At 69.2% G+C, this 17,593-nt stretch carries 18 protein-coding genes; 4 read left to right on the top strand and 14 right to left on the bottom strand.

From position 1 onward, the window contains the following. Positions 1 to 1,645: hypothetical protein (locus tag VMJ70_12280; protein HTO91901.1), on the top strand; the 1,645-nt coding region annotated here is incomplete at its 5' end. 139 nt (positions 1,646 to 1,784) lie between these two features. On the opposite strand, the gene ispF is transcribed toward VMJ70_12280, so the two are convergent. Genes ispF through VMJ70_12210 form a run of 14 tightly spaced genes read right to left on the bottom strand, consistent with a single transcriptional unit; the run spans position 1,785 to position 13,343 of the window. Next, complete coding sequence (gene ispF / locus VMJ70_12275) at positions 1,785 to 2,264, bottom strand: 2-C-methyl-D-erythritol 2,4-cyclodiphosphate synthase (GenBank protein HTO91900.1); 480 nt, start codon at positions 2,262 to 2,264, stop codon at positions 1,785 to 1,787. An 11-nt stretch (positions 2,265 to 2,275) separates the two neighbouring features. Beyond that, positions 2,276 to 2,959 carry a 2-C-methyl-D-erythritol 4-phosphate cytidylyltransferase gene (ispD, locus tag VMJ70_12270; GenBank protein HTO91899.1) on the bottom strand — a complete coding sequence of 228 codons (684 nt, stop codon included), beginning with the start codon at positions 2,957 to 2,959 and terminating at the stop codon, positions 2,276 to 2,278. After that, positions 2,956 to 3,447: a YbaK/EbsC family protein gene (locus tag VMJ70_12265; GenBank protein ID HTO91898.1), complete on the bottom strand. Its 492-nt coding sequence runs from the start codon at positions 3,445 to 3,447 to the stop codon at positions 2,956 to 2,958. Before VMJ70_12265 ends, ispD begins: the two co-directional genes overlap by 4 nt. Further along, positions 3,444 to 5,000 carry a DNA repair protein RadA gene (radA, locus tag VMJ70_12260; protein HTO91897.1) on the bottom strand — a complete coding sequence of 519 codons (1,557 nt, stop codon included), beginning with the start codon at positions 4,998 to 5,000 and terminating at the stop codon, positions 3,444 to 3,446. Before radA ends, VMJ70_12265 begins: the two co-directional genes overlap by 4 nt. After that, on the bottom strand, positions 5,001 to 5,894 hold the full coding sequence (locus VMJ70_12255; GenBank protein ID HTO91896.1) for an MlaD family protein: 894 nt from the start codon (positions 5,892 to 5,894) through the stop codon (positions 5,001 to 5,003). Between the two features lie 15 nt (positions 5,895 to 5,909). Further along, positions 5,910 to 6,656, bottom strand: a complete 747-nt coding sequence (locus VMJ70_12250) for an ABC transporter ATP-binding protein (protein HTO91895.1) — start codon at positions 6,654 to 6,656, stop codon at positions 5,910 to 5,912. Then, complete coding sequence (locus tag VMJ70_12245) at positions 6,653 to 7,456, bottom strand: ABC transporter permease (GenBank protein HTO91894.1); 804 nt, start codon at positions 7,454 to 7,456, stop codon at positions 6,653 to 6,655. Before VMJ70_12245 ends, VMJ70_12250 begins: the two co-directional genes overlap by 4 nt. Positions 7,457 to 7,459: 3 nt before the next feature. Continuing rightward, positions 7,460 to 8,848 carry a replicative DNA helicase gene (dnaB, locus tag VMJ70_12240; protein ID HTO91893.1) on the bottom strand — a complete coding sequence of 463 codons (1,389 nt, stop codon included), beginning with the start codon at positions 8,846 to 8,848 and terminating at the stop codon, positions 7,460 to 7,462. 18 nt (positions 8,849 to 8,866) lie between these two features. Beyond that, complete coding sequence (locus VMJ70_12235) at positions 8,867 to 9,820, bottom strand: uracil-DNA glycosylase (protein ID HTO91892.1); 954 nt, start codon at positions 9,818 to 9,820, stop codon at positions 8,867 to 8,869. Beyond that, positions 9,817 to 11,208, bottom strand: coding sequence for a bifunctional phosphopantothenoylcysteine decarboxylase/phosphopantothenate--cysteine ligase CoaBC (coaBC, locus tag VMJ70_12230; protein HTO91891.1), 1,392 nt, complete (start codon positions 11,206 to 11,208; stop codon positions 9,817 to 9,819). The genes VMJ70_12235 and coaBC overlap by 4 nt, the downstream gene beginning before the upstream one ends. Next, positions 11,180 to 11,383: a DNA-directed RNA polymerase subunit omega gene (locus VMJ70_12225; GenBank protein ID HTO91890.1), complete on the bottom strand. Its 204-nt coding sequence runs from the start codon at positions 11,381 to 11,383 to the stop codon at positions 11,180 to 11,182. Before VMJ70_12225 ends, coaBC begins: the two co-directional genes overlap by 29 nt. A gap of 13 nt (positions 11,384 to 11,396) precedes the next feature. Next, entirely contained in the window at positions 11,397 to 12,086 is a 690-nt protein-coding gene (gene gmk, locus VMJ70_12220) for a guanylate kinase (protein HTO91889.1), read from the bottom strand. After that, entirely contained in the window at positions 12,083 to 12,961 is an 879-nt protein-coding gene (locus VMJ70_12215; GenBank protein HTO91888.1) for a YicC/YloC family endoribonuclease, read from the bottom strand. Before VMJ70_12215 ends, gmk begins: the two co-directional genes overlap by 4 nt. A gap of 58 nt (positions 12,962 to 13,019) precedes the next feature. Then, on the bottom strand, positions 13,020 to 13,343 hold the full coding sequence (locus VMJ70_12210; GenBank protein HTO91887.1) for a hypothetical protein: 324 nt from the start codon (positions 13,341 to 13,343) through the stop codon (positions 13,020 to 13,022). Positions 13,344 to 13,459: 116 nt separating this feature from the next. Here VMJ70_12210 and VMJ70_12205 point away from each other — a divergent pair, with 116 nt between their 5' ends. The 3 genes from VMJ70_12205 to VMJ70_12195 form a co-directional block, all read left to right on the top strand. Beyond that, the gene (locus VMJ70_12205) at positions 13,460 to 15,937 is read left to right on the top strand and encodes a prolyl oligopeptidase family serine peptidase (GenBank protein HTO91886.1); all 2,478 of its coding nucleotides are present in this window, start codon (positions 13,460 to 13,462) and stop codon (positions 15,935 to 15,937) included. Between the two features lie 31 nt (positions 15,938 to 15,968). Beyond that, positions 15,969 to 16,940, top strand: coding sequence for an NFACT RNA binding domain-containing protein (locus VMJ70_12200; protein ID HTO91885.1), 972 nt, complete (start codon positions 15,969 to 15,971; stop codon positions 16,938 to 16,940). Then, positions 16,937 to 17,593 (top strand): histidine phosphatase family protein (locus VMJ70_12195; protein ID HTO91884.1); only part of this gene is annotated, 657 nt, incomplete at its 3' end. The genes VMJ70_12200 and VMJ70_12195, both read left to right, overlap by 4 nt.

Genomic DNA, 17,593 nt, shown 5'->3' with positions numbered 1-17,593 from the left:
GCCGCTCGTCCCGGGACCCGGCGTTCAGATCTTTCGCGACTTGATCCCGGATCGGGCGGGCGGCGCGTTCTTCGAATGGGAACAGGGCGCGGGCTACTACTGGCAAGTGTCGGTGATTCGAGTGGACGCGCTCGGCAATGTCGTCCCGGGTTGGCCGCGCGCCGGGCTCCCGGTGTTCGACCCGCTGCTCAATCTGCTGACGGGCGAGACTCTGCTCTACGACGACCAGAAGCATCTCTACGTCGCCTGGACCGTGCGGCAGAACGCCGGCAAGACCGTCGAGATGCTCCATTGCCTCGATGCCATCGGTGGCTTTGCGCCGGGCTGGCCGTCCGGCGGCCTGCGGATCGCAACGGCGGTCGGCGTGGATTTCCAGTCCCATCTGGTTTCCGACGGTCAGGGCGGCGTGATCGCGGCGTGGGGTCCGGTGACACCGATCGAGGGCATCGATTGCGAGATCCGAGCGCAGCGGATCGACGCGCAGGGCGGACTTCACTGGGGCGACTTCGGCCGCACCATCGTCCCGAGCGCGGACGACCTGATCGGCCCGGCCCTGGTCTCCGATGGCGCGGGCGGCGCGATCCTCGCGTGGTCGAGTGGCCGGTCGGAGCAGTCGCAGATCTACGCGCTGCGACTCACCGCGGATGGGGATCCGGCGCCGGGCTGGCCGGCGACTGGTGTCGCGATGACCACGGCCGCCGGCAATCGCCAACTGGGAGCGATGGTCTCGGACGGCGCGGGCGGCGTGATTCTGGGCTGGAGCGAGTCGCGCGGCGCCACGGGGACGGCGGGCCAGGACGTGTACGCGCAGCACCTGCTCGCGACTGGCAAGCTTGCGCCGGGCTGGGGCGCGGATGGAAACGTGGTGTGCGCCGCGCCCGCCAATCAGATGACTCCGCTCATGTGCGGCGATGGCGCCGGGGGCGCAGTGCTGGCGTGGAACGATTTTCGGCCCGGGGCGAGTTCGACCGGAATCTTCGCGCAACGCATCGACGGCGTAGGACACTTGCTGTGGGCCACGGCGGGAGTTGCGGTGTGCACGGCCCCGGACGTCCAGCGCCTCGGCGCGTTGTCGTCCGACGGCAAGGGCGGCGCGTGGACGGCGTGGGAGGACTGGCGAAACGGTTACGCCGACTCGGACATCTATGGCACGCACTTGTTCGCGGACGGCGGCATCGATCCGGAATTCGCGTTCAACGGAACTCCCGCCTGTTCCGCGCCGGGCATTCAATACGGCCCGATGCTGGCGGTGGATCCGGGCTCCAAGCCGGTGGTCGCCTGGCCCGACGAGCGCTTCACCTTCCCCGCCACCCAGATCTTCTTCACCGTGCTCATGGACCCCTCGGAGTTTCCACAGCCCGGACCGGAGCCCACGCCGAGCGAGATCCCGGTGCTCAAGCGCGCGTTCCTGAGCCACTCGCGATCGGCGCAGGTCGAATTCCGTCTGCCGGGGGCCGGCATGACGCGCCTCGAGCTGTTCGACGTGAGCGGCCGGCGCGTGGCCGCGAGCGACCTGGGCTGGATGCCAGCCGGCGATCACCAAGCCGCGTTGAACGGACTCGAGGACCGGCCCCCCGGCGTCTATCTGGTGCGCCTCTCGCAGGGCACGCAGTCCTGGACGTCACGGGTGGCGCTGATCCGGTGATACGTTCATCCTGGGTCGGACCCGGATCACGGCGGGGAGAGCGAACCGGGAGAATGTCGGTCGGGCCTGGGGTACCGATTTTCCGTTGGAGGCGCCGCCGCGCGCGACGCGCCTCAATTCGCGACGCCGCCGCCGAACGCTACTGCCGCTCGACCGTCGCCACCGCCAGCGCGGCGATGCCCTCGCCGCGCCCGAGCGCGCCCAGGCGCTCGTTGGTGGTCGCCTTCACCGACACGCTCTCGATGCCGAGCTTCAACGCCCGCCCGATGTTGACGCGCATCGCTTCGCGATGCGGCGCGATGCGCGGCACCTCGGCAATCACCGAGGTGTCCACGTAGGTGATGCGATAGCCGCGGCCCTCGACCAGCGCCCGGATCAGGCCGAGCAGCTCGAGGCTCGAGGCGTTCTTCCACTTGGTGTCGTGCGGCGGAAAGTGCTCGCCGAGATCGCCGAGCGTCGCGGCGCCGAGCAACGCGTCGCCGATCGCGTGCAGCACCACGTCGGCGTCGCTGTGGCCGTCGAGACCGAACGGGCTCTCGATCGGAACGCCGCCCAGTACCAGCGGGCGCCCCGGTTCGAGGCGATGGACGTCGTAGCCGATGCCGGTCCGGATCTCCATGGGCCCCCTATCTAACGGTGGAGCGCCCTCGCCTGCAAGCAGGCCTCGGCCAGCCGCAGGTCGTCGGGCGTGGTGATCTTGAAATTGAGCGGGTCGCCGAGTGTCACGCGGACTCGATGGCCGAGCGCCTCCACCAGCGCCGCGTCGTCGGTGGCGATGGTCTTTCCCGCCGATTCGTGGGCGGCCAGCAGCCAGTCGCGCCGGAATGCCTGCGGCGTCTGAGCACGCCACAGGCCGGCGCGCGATACGGTTTGCTCGACCACCTCGAGGCTCACGCGTTTGAGCGTGTCTTCGAGCGGCACCGCCGCCAGCGCCGCGCCGTGAACGCGCGCGTCGCCCACCACGCGCGCGATCAGCTCGGGGCTGACCAGAGCGCGCGCGCAGTCGTGCACCGCGACGTGCGTGACACCTTCGGGCAGCACGTGGAGCCCGCGCCCCACCGAGTGCTGCCGCTCGCGCCCGCCTTCGGTCCACGCCACGATCTTGCGGGCGCTCAATCCGGCGGCGGAGAACAGGTCGCGCAGCTTCGCGACCGGGCCCACCATCACGATTCCCTCGATCGCGTCGCAGCGCTCGAACGCCTCCAGGCTCCAGCCGAAGAGCGGCCGCCCGGCGAGGGGCACAAAGGCCTTCTCGACCCCGGCGCCGAGGCGTTCGCCCTTGCCGGCGCAGAGCAGGATCGCCGCGACGCTCACGTGACCCGGGTCACCGTGCCGTGGGCCAAGCGCGTGAGATCGGCGGGCCGGAGCTCGAACAGGGAATTGGGGTGTCCGGCCGCCGCCCACAGCGATTCGAGCCGCAGCAGGTCTTCGTCGATGAAGGTGACGAACGCCGTGACGTGCGCGATCGGCGGCACGCCGCCGATCGCGAATCCGGTCCGCTGGCGCACGAAATCGGGATGGGCGCGCTCGATCGGCTCGCCGAGCAGCTCGGTGATGCGCGCCTCGTTCACCCGATTGGCGCCGCTGGTCAGGACCAGCACGCCGCGATCGCTGTGCGCGGCGCGAAAAATCAGGGATTTCACGATCTGCCCGACCTCACAACCCACCTCGCGCGCGGCGTCGGCGGCGGTCCGCACCGGAACCGCCAGCTCGATCACCTGCAGTTCGAGCCCCTCGGCCCGCAGCGCGTCCTGCACTTTCTGCGCGCTGGCGCTGAGCGGGCGATCGCTCGAGGCGGTCAATGCCCGGCCTCTTCGCGCAGGCGCTCGGCGATATGCCCGGGTCGTCGAGACTCGGCCACCTTCACCGCCTCGCCGAGCAGCGTCTCGAAGGCCTCGCGCAGGGTGGCGAGCGGCACCACTTCGAGCTTCGCGCCCTTCGCCTCGTCGGCCTGGGTCGCCGGAATTCCGGCGCGCGTGAAGCCAAGGCGCGCCGCCTCGTGGAGTCGCGTCTCGAGCCGCGTCACGCGCCGCAGCTCGCCCGACAGGCTCACTTCGCCCACCGCCAGCGTGCGCGGCAGCAGCGGCCGGGAGCGGAACGACGAGGCCAGCGCCAGCGCCACGCCCAGATCGGTGCCGGGCTCCTCGAGACGGATGCCGCCGGTGGCGGTGACGAACACGTCGTGGCGACCGAGGCGCAGCCCCACGCGCCGCTCGAGCACGGCGAGCAACACCGCCAGACGCCTGGGATCGAAGCCGCTCGCCACGCGCTGCGGCGTGGCGTAGAACGACGATGACACCAGCGCCTGCACCTCGACCAGCAGCGGCCGCGAGCCCTCGAGGCTCGCCACCACCGCCGAGCCCGGCGCAAGTGTCGCGGCGTCGCCGCCCGGAGCACCGGGCGAAGCCGGGCCCGGGGCAAGGCTGGCGAGAAACGCTTCGCTCGGATTGCCGATCTCGCGGAGACCTTCGCCGGTCATCTCGAACACGCCCAGCTCGTGGGTGGCGCCGAAGCGATTCTTGGCGGCGCGCAGCACGCGATAGTGCTGATAGCGCTCGCCCTCGAGATAGAGCACCGCGTCCACCATGTGCTCGAGCACGCGCGGCCCCGCGACCGCGCCGTCCTTGGTGACGTGGCCGACCAGGAACACCGCGGTGCCGGTGGCCTTGGCAAAGTGCATGAGCGCGAGCGCCGACTCGCGCACCTGCGTCACGGTGCCGGGGCCGCCCTCGAGATCGGCGCGCGACAGCGTCTGCACCGAATCGGCGATCAGCACCGCCGGCTTCACCTCGGCGGCCGCTTCGAGCACCGCCTCGACGTCGCTCTCGCACAGCAGCAGCAGCCCGGCGGGAATCGCCCCCAGCCGATCGGCGCGCAGTCGCACCTGCGACTCGCTCTCTTCGCCCGACACGTACAGCACGCGTTGCGCGGCGGCCGCGGCCAGACCGTGCCCCGCGCCGCCGTCACCGCCCGCGAGCCGGCGCGCGAGCTGCATCATCAGCGTGCTCTTGCCGATTCCGGGATCGCCGCCCACCAGCGTCACCGAGCCCGGCACCACGCCGCCGCCCAGCACGCGATCCAGCTCGTCGATGCCGGTGCGCGCGCGCCGCACGTCGCTCACGTCGATCTCGGCGAGCGGGCGCGCGGTGGGGCGTGCCCCACCGCCCGGCGCCCAGCGTCCGCGCGACGAACGCGCGCCGCGCGCTGTCGCCCCGGGCGCCGCGCCTGCAACCGGCGCCTCGGCGGCCGAGTTCCACGCGCCGCACGCCGAGCAGCGCCCGAACCAGCGCGCTTCCTCGTGCCCGCATTGCGAACAGAAGAAGTGGGTCTTGGCGGTCTTCGCGCTCTTCGCCACTTAGAACACCTTCACGGTCAGGTACTTCTTGGGATTCGCCTTGATGTCGGCGATCAGCGACTTCAGTTCGGCTACCGCGGCATGCGTGTCGTCGTAGAGCTTGTCGTCGTTGATCAGCTTGCCGATCGTGCCGTGGCCGCGATCCATCTTGCCCGCCACGCTCTGCAGCGAGGCGCGCAGCGAGTCGAGCTTGCCAGAGAGCTGATCGAGCTTCTCGGCGGTCGAGGCGAAGTGGTCGATCGCCTTCTTCAATTCGGCCTCTCGATCGGTGGTGAGCGCCCTGGTCGTCGCGCTGGTCGCCTGCAGGTTCGAAACGATCAACTTCACGCCGCGGCGATTCTCGTCGACCGACTGGCGCAACTGCTCGCTCGCCAGCCTCAGGTTCTTCATGGTGCCGGCGAGGTCGCCGGATTTGCTCATGGCCTGCGCGATCGTGCGCAGCTGCTCGGCCAGATCGCCGATCGGCGCGACCGCGTCGCCGAGCATCGCCGCCACTTCGGCGATGCCCAGCTCGTACATGCCGGGAATGGTGTCGCGTTCGGTGTAGGGCGTGCCGGTCATGCGCAGGTCCACCGCGATCACCTTCTCGCCCATCAGGCCAACGTTGCGGATCGCGACGCGACACTCGTGAGTAAGCCTCACATCGGAATCGAGCTGCAGGTGGACGAGCACGGCGCCGTCCACCAGGCGCACGTCGCGCACTTCGCCCTTACGGAGCCCGTTCACCTGCACCTCGTCGCTCTGACTCAGGCCTCCGGTCTGCTCGAAGCGCACCAGCCAGATGCGGTTCTTCTGAGTGAGCGAGATCTCCTTGAGCCAGGTGACACCCCACAGCAATAACCCCAGCGCCACCAGCACGGTCAGGCCCACCTGGATTTCGGTGCGACGACTCATCTCGGCCCTCTCGCCCTACACCGTCTGCATCGGCCCTTCACTCGAACCCTCCACGAATTGCCGCACCAGCGGGTCACGTGTCGAGCGCACTTCTTCGGGCGTTCCGATGAACACCACGCGCCCACCGTGCAACAGCGCCATTCGATCTGCAACCTTGTAGGCGCTCACCATGTCGTGCGTCACGACTACCGAAGTCACGGCGAGCCGCTTCTGCAGGCCTCGAATGAGCTTGTCGATCACGTCGGCCATGATCGGATCGATGCCGGTGGTGGGCTCGTCGTAGAGCACGATCTGCGGATCCATGGCCAGCGCGCGCGCCAGACCGACGCGCTTCTTCATCCCCCCCGACAGCGAGGCCGGCTTCATGTCCTCGACGCCCGAGAGTCCCACCCACTCGAGGCGCTCGGCGACCCGTTTGTGGATCTCGGCATCCGGCAGCCGCGTGTGCTCGCGCAGCGGCAGCGCGATGTTCTCGCCGACGGTGAGCGAATCGAACAGCGCCGCGCTCTGGAACAGCATGCCGAACTTCTTGCGCACTTCGTTCAGCTCGCGCTCCCGCAGCCCGACGATCTCCTCGCCTTCGACCTCGATCGAGCCCGAGTCGGGCGCCATCAGGCCGATGATGTGGCGCAGCAGGACGCTCTTGCCGCTGCCGCTTCGCCCCATCACCAGCATGGTCTCGCCCTTCTCGATGTCGAGATCGACGCCGTCGAGCACCTGCAGCGAACCGAGCCGCTTCTTCAATCCGCGGATCGCGATCATTGGGAAAAGATGAACCGGAAGAGCACGTTGGCGAGCACGTAGTCGCTGATCAGCACCAGCACGCAGGACGAGACCACCGCGCGCGTGGTGGCGAGCCCCACGCCTTCGGCGCCGCCCTCCGTCTGGAATCCGTAGTAGCACCCCATCCAGGCGATGATGGCGCCGAAGAACACCGACTTGAGCAATCCCGAGAACAGGTCCTTGTAGTAGAAGAACTGCTTCAGGCTGGTCACGTAGGTGTGGGTGGAGACGCCGATGGTGGTGACCGAAACCACGTAGCCGCCGAAGACACCGATGGCGTCGGCGAGGATCACCAGCACCGGCAGCATCACGATCGAGGCGACCACCCGCGGCACCACCAGATAACGCACCGGATTGATCGCCATGGCGGTCAATGCGTCGATCTGCTCGGTGACTTTCATCGTGCCGAGCTCCGCGGCAATCGAGGCGCCGACGCGTCCGCCCACCACCAGCGCGGTCAGCACCGGTGCCAGCTCGATCACCACCGAGCGCAGGATCACCGAGCCGATGTACTTGAGCGGGACCTCGTTCGAGAACTGATAGGCGGCCTGCACCGCCGCCACCGCGCCGGTGAAGATGCTGACCACGAACACCAGCCACAGCGACTCGACTCCGACCACCGACATCTGCTGAACGACGAGCCGGAACGAACGCAGCCCCGGCGCCAGGAAACGCCCGGTGTCGCGGACCAGCATCGTGACCCGCCCGACTTCGGCGACCCAATCGAGCGCGCGCCTCCGCAGGTAGTGGATACCGCGGAGGGCGAGGTCTTCGTGCATGAGCTAGAAGCTGGGTCCGAATTCCGCCGGCGCGAGAGGCGTGTAGGGCAGGAAGCGCGTGCACTCGCGCTTGAAGGTGAGCTTGATCGAACCGGTCGGACCGTTGCGCTGCTTGCCGATGATGATCTCGGCCAGCCCCTTGAGCGCCGGATCGTCGGGCTTGTAGTACTCCTCGCGGAACACGAAGATCACCAGGTCGGCGTCCTGCTCGACGCTGCCCGATTCGCGCAGATCCGAGAGCTGCGGGCGCTTGTCGGCGCCGTGCCGCTGCTCGACGGCGCGAGAGAGCTGCGACAGAGCGATGATCGGGATGTCGAGCTCCTTGGCGAGCGCCTTGAGATTCCGCGTGATCTGCGAGATCTCCTGCACGCGGTTCTCGACGCGACCGGTGGCGCGGATCAACTGGAGGTAGTCGATCACCACCAGCCCGAGCTTGCCTTCGGACTTCAAGCGCCGGCACTTGGCGCGGATCTCGAATACGTTGAGCGCCGCGGAATCGTCGAGCATGATCGGCGCCTGATAGAGCTTGCCGGCCGCGGTCTGGAGCGCCGGATAGTCCTCGCGGCCGAGGAACCCCGAGCGCACCTTGCTCAGATCCACCTCGCCCTGCGAGCACAGCATGCGCATCGCGAGCTGGTCGCTGCTCATTTCGAGCGAGAACACCGCCACCGGAATCTGGTGCTGGATCGCGGCGTTCTCGGCGATGTTCACCGCCAGGCTGCTCTTCCCCATCGCCGGGCGGCCGGCGATGATGATCAGGTCGCCGCGCTGGAAGCCGGCGGTCTTCTCGTCGAGATCCTCGAAGCCCGACGGCACGCCGGTCACGCGCACCTGGCGTCGTGACAGCTCGTCGATCTTCTTGAAGGTCGGCGAGATCAGATCACGAATCGCCACGAAGCCCTGGCGCACCTGGGTATCGGTGATCGCGAAGATCCGCTGCTCGGCTCGATCGAGGATGCTGCCGGTCTCGTCGCCACCGGTGAAGCACTCCTGCTGGATCTCGGTGGCCGCGCGAATCAGTCCGCGCAACACCGACTTGCCCTGGATCAGCCGGACGTGGTGCTCGATGTTGGCGGTGGCGGTCGCGTACTCGAGCAGCTGCGCCAGCGCCGGCGGACCACCCACGGCGTCGAGATCGCCGCGCTTGCGCAGCTCCTCGGCGAGCGTGATGACGTCGGCCTTTTCGTTGCGGTTGTAGAGCGCGACGATCGCGTCGTAGATCTTCTGGTGAGCGGTGCGGTAGAAGGCGTTGGCCGGCAGCTTCTCGATGGTGAGCCCGGTGTGCTCGCTGTCGAGCAGCAGCGCCGCGAGCACGGCGCGCTCGGCGTCGAGCGCCTGAGGCGGAGTCGGGCCTTCTACAGTCTCTCTGAGGGCAGGCAGGACGTCAGTCATGGATGGATCCCTCCGCCGCTAGTCGGCCAGGTATTCGCGCGCCAGCAGCTGCATGTCTTCCCAGACAGGGCGCTTGTAGCCCGGATTCCTGAGACAGGCGGCCGGGTGGTACGTCACGATCAGCCGCGCTCCCTGAAAACGATAGACCTTGCCCCTGAGCCCGCCAATCGTGCCCTTCACGCCCACCAGCAACTCGGCCGCGAACTTGCCGAGGCAGCAGATGATGCGCGGCTTCAGCGCTTCGAGCTGCCGGTGCAGATAGGGTGAGCACTGTTCGATCTCGTGGGGCAGCGGGTTGCGATTCTCGGGCGGACGGCATTTCAGCACATTACAGATGTAGACGGTCTGGCGATTGAGCGGCACGCCGGGAAGGAGTTTCGCCTCGTCCATCGCCTGAATGATTCGGGTGAGCAGCTGGCCGGCGCGGCCGACGAACGGCTCTCCCTGCGCGTCTTCGTCGGCGCCCGGCGCCTCGCCCACGAACACGATGCCGCTGCTCGCCGAGCCCACCCCAGGCACGGCGTGGGTGCGAGTGTCGCACAATCCGCATTTCTTGCAGGCGCGAACCTCGCCCGCCACCTGGTCGAGGATCGGGAGCGCCGCCGCGAGGATCTCGGCGCGGGCCCCGGCCTCGATCGGATGAAGCGCCGCGTGATGCGAGGGCAGCGAGAAGTCGAGCGGCTCGTAGCTCGCGGGCGCTTCGGGCTCGGCCTCGCCGAACAGGTTGGTGAGCGGCGCGGAGGCCGGCTTCGCCGCGGCCGGCCTCGCAGCGGCCGGTTTCGCTGCAGCCGGAGCGGCGGTCGCCGAGGCGTCGATACGGGCGGCCGGCGTCGGGCGCCTCGGTTCGCGCCGCGCCACCACCGCGCCACGCGCCAGCAGCTCGCCGCCCATGCCGCCCGGCTCGCGCTCGAGCCGGCGTCGCAGTCCGCGCGTGATGTCGGCCAGTTCGGCCCGGGGCTCGCGCTCGCTCATCGCCTCCCCCTTCGCCGGCCGCGCCGCAATTCGAGCACGCGGTCGAAGATCGCCTCGGCCAGCTCGCGCTTGCTCATGCGCGGCAGCTTCTTGGCCGCGCGCGCTTCGACCAGCGTGGCGACGTTGGTGTCGCCGCCGAGTCCCTGCTCGGGCGCGTTCAGCACCACCAGGTCGAGCCCCTTCCGGGCCAGTTTGGCGCGCGCGTTGGCCACGCCGCGCGAGGTCTCGAGCGCGAAGCCGACGAAGGTCTGCCCCGCCTTACGCTTCGCCGAAGCTGCCGCGATCACGTCGGGATTGGGCTCGAGAGTGAGCGTGAGCGGCGCACTGCCGCGCTTGATCTTCTCGCGCGCCGCGCGCGCCGGGCGATAGTCGGCCACCGCCGCGGCCGCGATCAGCACCTGAGCGCGCGGGGCCGCCTTCAACACCGCTTCCTTCATCTCGGTCGCGGTCGACACCGGGGTCACCGTCACGCCGGCCGGCGCCGGCACGTTCATCGCGCCCGCCACCAGTGTCACCTCGGCGCCGCGATCGCGCGCCGCCTCGGCGAGCGCCACGCCCATGCGCCCGCTCGAGCGATTGGTGAGCACGCGCACCGGATCGAGCGGCTCCTCGGTGCGTCCGGCGGTCACCAGCACGCGCAGGCCGGCGAGCGACTGGCGCCGCTCCAGCACCTGCTCCAGCGCCTCGCCGATCGCCTCGATCGCGGCGAGCCGGCCGGGCCCTTCGAGCCCCGAGGCCAGCGGCCCGCTCTCGGGGCCAACCAGGGTGACGCCGCGCGCCTTGAGCTTCGCGAGATTCTCCTGCGTCACGCTCTGCCGCCACATCTCGAGATCCATCGCCGGGCAGACGATCACCGGGGCCGGCGTCGCGAGCGTCACGGCGGTGAGCGCGTCGGGCGCCTCGCCGTGCACCAGCCGCGCGATCAGATCGGCGGTGGCCGGCGCGATCACCAGCGCGTCGGCCATCTCGGCGACGTCCACGTGCTCCACCTTCCCACCGGCACGACGCCTCGCCTGGTCGGGCAGCTCGAATCGCGGCTGCTGGTCGCCCCACAGGTTGTGCACCACCGGATTTCCCGACAGCACCTGGAACGTGAGGGGCGTGACGAATTCCGCGGCGGCCGGTGTCATCACCACGATCACCGACGCGCCGCGGGTCTTGAGCATCCGAACCAGCTCGCAGGCCTTGTAGGCCGCGATGCCGCCGGATACGCCGACGACTACGACGCGACCGCGAACCGACTGCGCCCGAGAACGCCGATCTCCGCGTGGCTCAGTCGCTCCTCGCTGCGAAGCGTCCTGCGGATACGTCTCGCTCGTCGCTCGTTCGCGCCTCGTCCTCGGCGTTCTCAGGCGCAGCCTATCCTTGGGCGCTGTCCTCGTATCCATAGGCGACCTCGCCGCGGACCGCGCGCTCGAGCGCAACCGAGGTCACCTTGCCGGGCACCGGCTGGCCCGACTGCCGCGACCAGTCGTTCAACCGGCGCGCCTCGCGCGCCGCGACGATCGCCGTTTCGTACTTGCTCTTGCCGAGCGGGGGAATCAGAGAAGCCAGTTTCGTCACCGTGTTTCTCCTCTCAAGGATTGGGGCCGTCCTCGGCCAACGGTCGGAGCCGGCGCACTCGCGCACGTTCCGCATCCACGATCCCGACCAGGCGTGCGACCGCCTGCTCGAGATCATCGTTCATCACCAGATAGTCGTAGTGGCGGTATTCCGCCAGCTCGCCCGGGGCGTCCTTGAGCCGGCGCTCCACCACCTCGGCCGCGTCGGTCGCCCGCTTGAGCAGGCGACGGCGCAGCGCGTCGATCGAGGGAGGATAGATGAAGATGGAGACCGCGTCCGGGCGCACCCGCCGCACGCTGGCGCCGCCCTGAACGTCCACGTCGAGCACCACGATGCGGCCGCTCGCGATCCCGTCGTCCACAAATCGTGCCGGGGTGCCGTAGCAATGCCCGTGCACTTCGGCGCTTTCGAGGAAATAGCCGGCGCGACGACGGTGCTCGAACTCGTCGCGCGTCACGAACTCGTACTGCACGCCGTCCGACTCGGTGGAGCGCCTGGGCCGCGTGGTGGACGAGATCGCGAACACACATTCCGGCCGCGCCTTGACCAGGCGCTCGACCAGCGTTCCCTTGCCGGCGCCCGAAGGCCCCGAGAGCACCAGCAGGAAGCCGCCGGCCTGGAAGCGGAACGGGATCCCGGCGGTCCCGGGGTCGGGCTTCGCCATCGGATCGGCGGGGTCGGTTTCGCGCGCCTGCACCGTCATTCCACGTTCTGCACCTGCTCGCGCAGGCGCTCGATCTCTTCCTTGATGACGATCACGGCCCGGGTGATCTCGACGTCGTTCGACTTCGAGCCGATGGTGTTGGCCTCGCGATTCATTTCCTGGAGCAGGAAGTTGAGTTTGCGGCCGGCCAGCTCGTGGCCCTCGATCAGCGAGCGGAACTGGTCGAGGTGGGCGGAGAGTCGCACGCATTCCTCGGTGCAGTCGAGCCGGTCGGCGAGCAACGCCATTTCCTGGGCGAGCCGCGCCGGATCCATCTCGATGTCGTCGAGCAGCGGCCGGAGCCGGCTCATCAGGCGCTCCTTGGCCTCGATCGGCCGGAGCGGGGCGCGCTCCACCACCCGATCCAGCTCGATGCGGATCAGGCGCAGCCGGTGTTCGAAATCGCGGGTCAACGCCTGCCCTTCGCGCTCCTTCATCGCCGCCATGTTGTCGCAGGCCTTCTCGACCAGCGTCTTCACCAGATCCCAGGTCTCTTCGTCGGTGAGCGCGGTGTGCTCCCAGCTGAACACGTCGGGCAGTTGCGCGAGCGTGCGGATGTCGAGCCCGGAATGGATCTCGTAGCGGCTCTCGAGCTGCTTGAACAGCGAGACGTAGCGGTCGGCCACCGATTCGTTGAGCTTCAGCACCTCGCCGGTGTCCCCCGCCCCCGACCAGGTGATGGTGAGGTTCAACTTGCCGCGAGAAAAGCGGTCCTGCACCAGTTGCCGGATCTGATCCTCGAACAGCGCGACCATCTTCGGAGCCCGCAGCGACACTTCACAATAGCGATGGTTGACCGACCGGATTTCGGCATTCAGGCGCTGGCCATCGCGTTCCAGGTCGGCCGAGCCATAGCCGGTCATGCTGCGGATCAAGCGGTGCCTCCGGACGTGGGTTGGGGCCGAGCAAGGTACCGGTCGCGGCGAGCGCCGGTCAACCGCCGGGGCCGCCCCCGGGCTTCGGCTTCTTGAACAGCGCTTCCAGCTTCGCCCGGGCGTCGGCCTCCCGACTGGAGGAGCGGGCGGCGCCGGTGAACGGCTCGCGCGAAAAGTAGAAGAACTCGCAGAAGTTTCGGCGCGTCTTTTCGGGCACCGGATCGGCCTGCGTCTCGGTGCACGAATTGTTGTAGCGCTCGTCGTAGTGCCGGCAGTTGCGACAGCATCGCACGTCGCCGCGGCAGGCAGGGCACTCGGCGTCGCGCGAGACCGGCTCACCGACGTCGAGCGCCGCGCCGCACAGATGGCAGATGAAGGCCATGCCGGGAGCATAGGCCGCCCGGCGGTTGTGAGAAAAGCTCGCGGACCGGTGGCCCGCTTGCGTAGAATCCCCGCCGCGACCGACTTCAGCTCTCTCTCGATCGGAGGATCGCGCTCGTGACACTCCCCCGTGCTGGTCTCCGCCTCGCGGCGCTCGCCGCGCTCGTTGTGTTCATGACGCCCGCGTTCGCTCAAGACGCGGGCTACCGCACCCCGCCCGCTCCGGTCGGCGACATCCTGACCGCTCCGCGCCTGCCCCGCGGCGCGCCCGACCTCTCGCCGGATGGCGCGCGCATGGTGGTGCCGAATCTGCCCTCGCTGATTCCGATCGCCGATCTGGCGCAGCCGGTGGAGAAGCTCGCCGGGCTCGAGATCGTGCCCTCGATGCGCGCCGATCGCGGCGATTTCAAGCAGGCCGCCAACGGCTTCACGATCGTGTCGCTCACCGGCGGCGGCTCGGTGCGCGCCCAGCTCCCCGACGGGGCGCGCGTGATCGGGCTGTCGTGGTCCAACAACGGCAAGCAGATCGCGTGCGCGCTGATGGCGACCGGCGGCGCCGATCTGTGGATCGTGGACGCGGCGCAGGGCTCGGCGAAGAAGATCGAGGGCCTCAAGCTCAACACCATTCTGGTGTCGAACATCGAGTGGAGCAACGACGATCGTTCGCTCTACGTGGCGCAGGTCTCGCCACTGCAGAGCGCGCTGGGCGAGCCGAGCCGCATCCCGAACGGGCCGCAGGTGCGCGTCGGCGCGGGACGCGCGGCGGCGCAGCGCACCTCGCGCGACGTGCTCCGCACCGACACCGATCAGCAGCGCTTCACCTGGTACACGACCAGCCAGCTCGTTCAGGTGACGCTCGACACGGGCTCGGTGCGCCAGATCGGCGCGCCCCTGATGCTGCGCGACTGGCAGCTGTCGCCGGACGAGAAGTACCTCGAGATCGAGCGCATCTACGAGAAACTGCCGCTCGGCTTCCCCCACTACCTGTTCCCCGGCCGGATCGAGATCTGGGACTCGGGCGGCGCACTGGTGGCGCGCGCCGGCGTCTTTCCGCTCAACGATCGCAGCGCGATCTCGAGCGTGGCGCGGCTCGGGCCGCGCGAAGCGTCCTGGAGCCCCGACGGGCAATCGCTCTACTTCTTCTCGTGGCGCGATACGCCGGGCGCCGACGCGACGCGCGCGATTCGCGACACCACGCTGGCGCAGCCCGGCACCGATCGCCTGATGCGCATGTCGGCCCCGTTCACCGCCGACCCCGAATCGATCGCGACCTCGGACATGCGCTTCGAGCGCATGAGCTGGATCGGCTCGACCTCGAAGCTGCTGCTGACGGAAGTCTACGAGCCGCGCCGGGTGGAACGGAGACGCTGGCTCGACACCGCGAAGCCCGCCGAGTTGCACGCGCTTTCGCTGCGCTCGACCGAGAGCGTCTACGACGATCCCGGCCGGCCGCTCGGCCACGACGTCAAGCATCAGTGGGTGCTGTGGACCGATTCCAAGGGCAGCACGATCTATCTTTCGGGCGAGGGCTTCCGCGCCGACGGCCAGCGGCCGTTCCTCGCGCGCATGGATCTCGCCTCCGGCAAGGCGACGCGCCTGTTCGAGAGCGACGCGCAGCATCTCGAGGCGGCGGTGGCGCTGCTCGATCCGCAGGCGAAACAGTTCATCACCTCGCGCGAGTCGAATCGCGAGCCGCGCAACTACTGGCTGCGGAAGGCCGGCCAGAAGACCGGCGCGCAGCTCACCTCGTTCACGGATCCCGCCCCGGCGCTCACCGCGGCGCAGCGCGTCCAGTTCACGTTCACGCGCCCGGATTCGGTGCGCCTGAACGCCGAGGCGGTACTGCCGGCCGACTGGAAGCCGGGCAAGCGGCTGCCCACCATCTTCTGGATCTATCCCAACGACTACCGATCGGCGGCGGCGGCTTCGCAGAACCGGCGAGCGCCGAATCGTTTTCCCTCGCAGAGTCCGCTCAACCCCGAAGTGCTGGTGACCCAGGGCTACGCCGTGGTCTATCCCGACATCGCGGTGGTGGGCACCAACGATCGCTACGTGGAGGAGATCCAGATCAGCGCGAAGGCGGCGATCGACGAATGCGTGCGGCGCGGGTTCACGGATCGCGACCGCGTCGGGGTGGGCGGCCACAGCTACGGCGCGTTCTCGAGCGCCAACATGCTGACGCACACCGATCTGTTCCGCGCGGGAATTGCGAGCGACGGCGCCTACAACCGCACGCTCACGCCGTTCACGTTCCAGGCCGAGGAGCGCACGCTGTGGCAGGCGCCGCAGACCTATCTCGACATGTCGCCGTTCATGCACGCCGACCGGATCAAGCAGCCGCTGCTGCTGCTCCACAACCTCGACGACACCAACGTCGGCACCAATCCGATTCAGAGCGATCGCATGTTCGAAGCGCTGAACGGCATGGGCAAGACCGTGACGCTGGTGAACTATCCGTACGAGGATCACGGCCCGGCCGCGAAGGAGACGGTGCTCGACTATTGGAGCCGCGTCATCGAATGGTTCGACAAGTACGTGAAGAACGCGCAGCCGAGCGCGACGTCAGCCGCCGAATCGGGCGCCGCGCGGCCGTAGGCGCACGCGTCTCGAGGCTGCGCGTCGCCCGATGAGCGCGACATCCGATCCGGCCGAGTCGAGCGCCGAACGATTCGTCGCGCTACTGCGCGAGCTGCGCCGGCAGCGCGCGCGGCTCGCGCGCAAGGCCGAGGCGATCCGCGGCGACCTGGCCGAGGCCGAGCGCGCCCCCGAGTACCGGCGCTTCGCCGAGGCGTTGCTCGCCTATCTCACCCAGGTGCCGAAACGCGCGGCGCGCGTGACACTCGCCGACCCGCACGACGCTTCGCATTCGCTCGAGATTCCCCTCGATCCTTCGCTCACTGCGCAGGCCAACGCCGCGCGCTACTTCAAGCGCGCGGCCAAGGGTGAGCGGGGCGCGGCCGCGATTCGCGCGCGGTTGGAGCGGGCGCTCTCGGACTTCGACGACCTCGACGAACTGATCGGGCGCGGGCAGTCGATCGAGGAGGGCGCGGCCGACGAGGCGATCCAGCGCGAGCTGGAGGCGGCGCTGCGGCCCGCGCGCGGCGCGAGGCCAGCCTCCGCGAGGGCGGTTGCCGCAGCCACCCCCGGCGGCGTTCATCGACCGGCGCCGCCGCGATCAAAGCGCGAGGTCGTGCCGGCGCGCCTCCTTCCGCGAAGGCTCCGCACCGAGGAAGGCTGGGACGTGCTGATCGGACGCAGCAACGAAGGCAACGATCATCTGACGCTCCATCTCGCGCGCCCCGAGGACTACTGGTTCCACGTGCACGGCGCGGCCGGATCGCACGTGGTGCTGCGCCGCGGCAAGGGCAAGAACGAGCCGTCGAAGCAGACGCTCGAGCGCGTCGCGTCGTGGACGGCGTTCTATTCCCAGGCGCGCACCGCCGGCAAGGTGCCGGTGATCTGGACCCTCAAGAAGTACGTGCGCAAGCCGCGCGGCGCGAAGGCCGGCACGGTGGTGTGCGAGCGCGAAAAGACCATCATGGTGCGGCCGAGCGAGCCGCAGAAATCCCATCTCGCCGAACAGGAGAACTCGGAATGAAGCGGATCGTGACGATGACGCTGGCGGCGATGATGGCGATAGCGGCCGTGACGGCGGCGCAGGCGCAGAACATGGGTGCGCCGCGCGACACCGCGCACGCGGGGCTCCGCTTCGTGTATCTCATCCGCCACGCCTGGTACGACGGCGCGGATCCGCGCGACGAGCGCACCGGCAAGGGCCTCGACTCGCTGGGGCGCGCGCAGGCCGCGCTGCTCGCCGACCGGCTGTCGCACTTGCCGGTGACGTTCAATTCGCTGGTGAGCAGCAGCTTCACTCGCGCGCGCGAGACCGCCGACATCATCGGGGGCGCGATTCACATGATCTCGGCGCGCGACTCGGGGCTCAGCGAGTGCACGCCGCCCTCGATTCGCCCCGACTACGGCCGCGATCTGGCGCCCGGCGAGATGGATTCGTGTCAGGCGAAGCTCGAACGATCGTTCGCGCGCTACGTGCGGCCGGCCGGCGGGCCCACCGACGTGCGCGATCTGCTGGTCTGCCACGGCAATGTGATCCGCTGGATGGTGACGCGCGCACTGGGGCTCGATACACACGTATGGCCCAACTTCGACATCGGCAATGCCTCGATCACGGTGCTGGTGGTGCGTCCCGATGGCGTGGTTCGTCTGGCCGCGTACAGCGACACCGGACATCTG

Origin of the sequence: Candidatus Sulfotelmatobacter sp., assembly GCA_035498555.1 — a bacterium.
In the GTDB taxonomy this organism is placed as follows: domain Bacteria; phylum Eisenbacteria; class RBG-16-71-46; order RBG-16-71-46; family RBG-16-71-46; genus DATKAB01.
This window is presented reverse-complemented; position numbering and strand designations above follow the sequence as displayed.

What these genes read in the sequence shown, in the direction of transcription:
- VMJ70_12245 (HTO91894.1), bottom strand. Translation starts at nt 7,456, where the DNA reads ATGCACGAAGACCTCGCCCTCCGCGGTATCCACTACCTGCGGAGGCGC.
- coaBC (HTO91891.1), bottom strand. Translation starts at nt 11,208, where the DNA reads ATGGATACGAGGACAGCGCCCAAGGATAGGCTGCGCCTGAGAACGCCG.
- VMJ70_12200 (HTO91885.1), top strand. Translation starts at nt 15,969, where the DNA reads ATGAGCGCGACATCCGATCCGGCCGAGTCGAGCGCCGAACGATTCGTC.
- VMJ70_12250 (HTO91895.1), bottom strand. Translation starts at nt 6,656, where the DNA reads ATGATCGCGATCCGCGGATTGAAGAAGCGGCTCGGTTCGCTGCAGGTG.
- VMJ70_12235 (HTO91892.1), bottom strand. Translation starts at nt 9,820, where the DNA reads ATGAGCGAGCGCGAGCCCCGGGCCGAACTGGCCGACATCACGCGCGGA.
- VMJ70_12210 (HTO91887.1), bottom strand. Translation starts at nt 13,343, where the DNA reads ATGGCCTTCATCTGCCATCTGTGCGGCGCGGCGCTCGACGTCGGTGAG.
- VMJ70_12255 (HTO91896.1), bottom strand. Translation starts at nt 5,894, where the DNA reads ATGAGTCGTCGCACCGAAATCCAGGTGGGCCTGACCGTGCTGGTGGCG.
- dnaB (HTO91893.1), bottom strand. Translation starts at nt 8,848, where the DNA reads ATGACTGACGTCCTGCCTGCCCTCAGAGAGACTGTAGAAGGCCCGACT.
- gmk (HTO91889.1), bottom strand. Translation starts at nt 12,086, where the DNA reads ATGACGGTGCAGGCGCGCGAAACCGACCCCGCCGATCCGATGGCGAAG.
- ispF (HTO91900.1), bottom strand. Translation starts at nt 2,264, where the DNA reads ATGGAGATCCGGACCGGCATCGGCTACGACGTCCATCGCCTCGAACCG.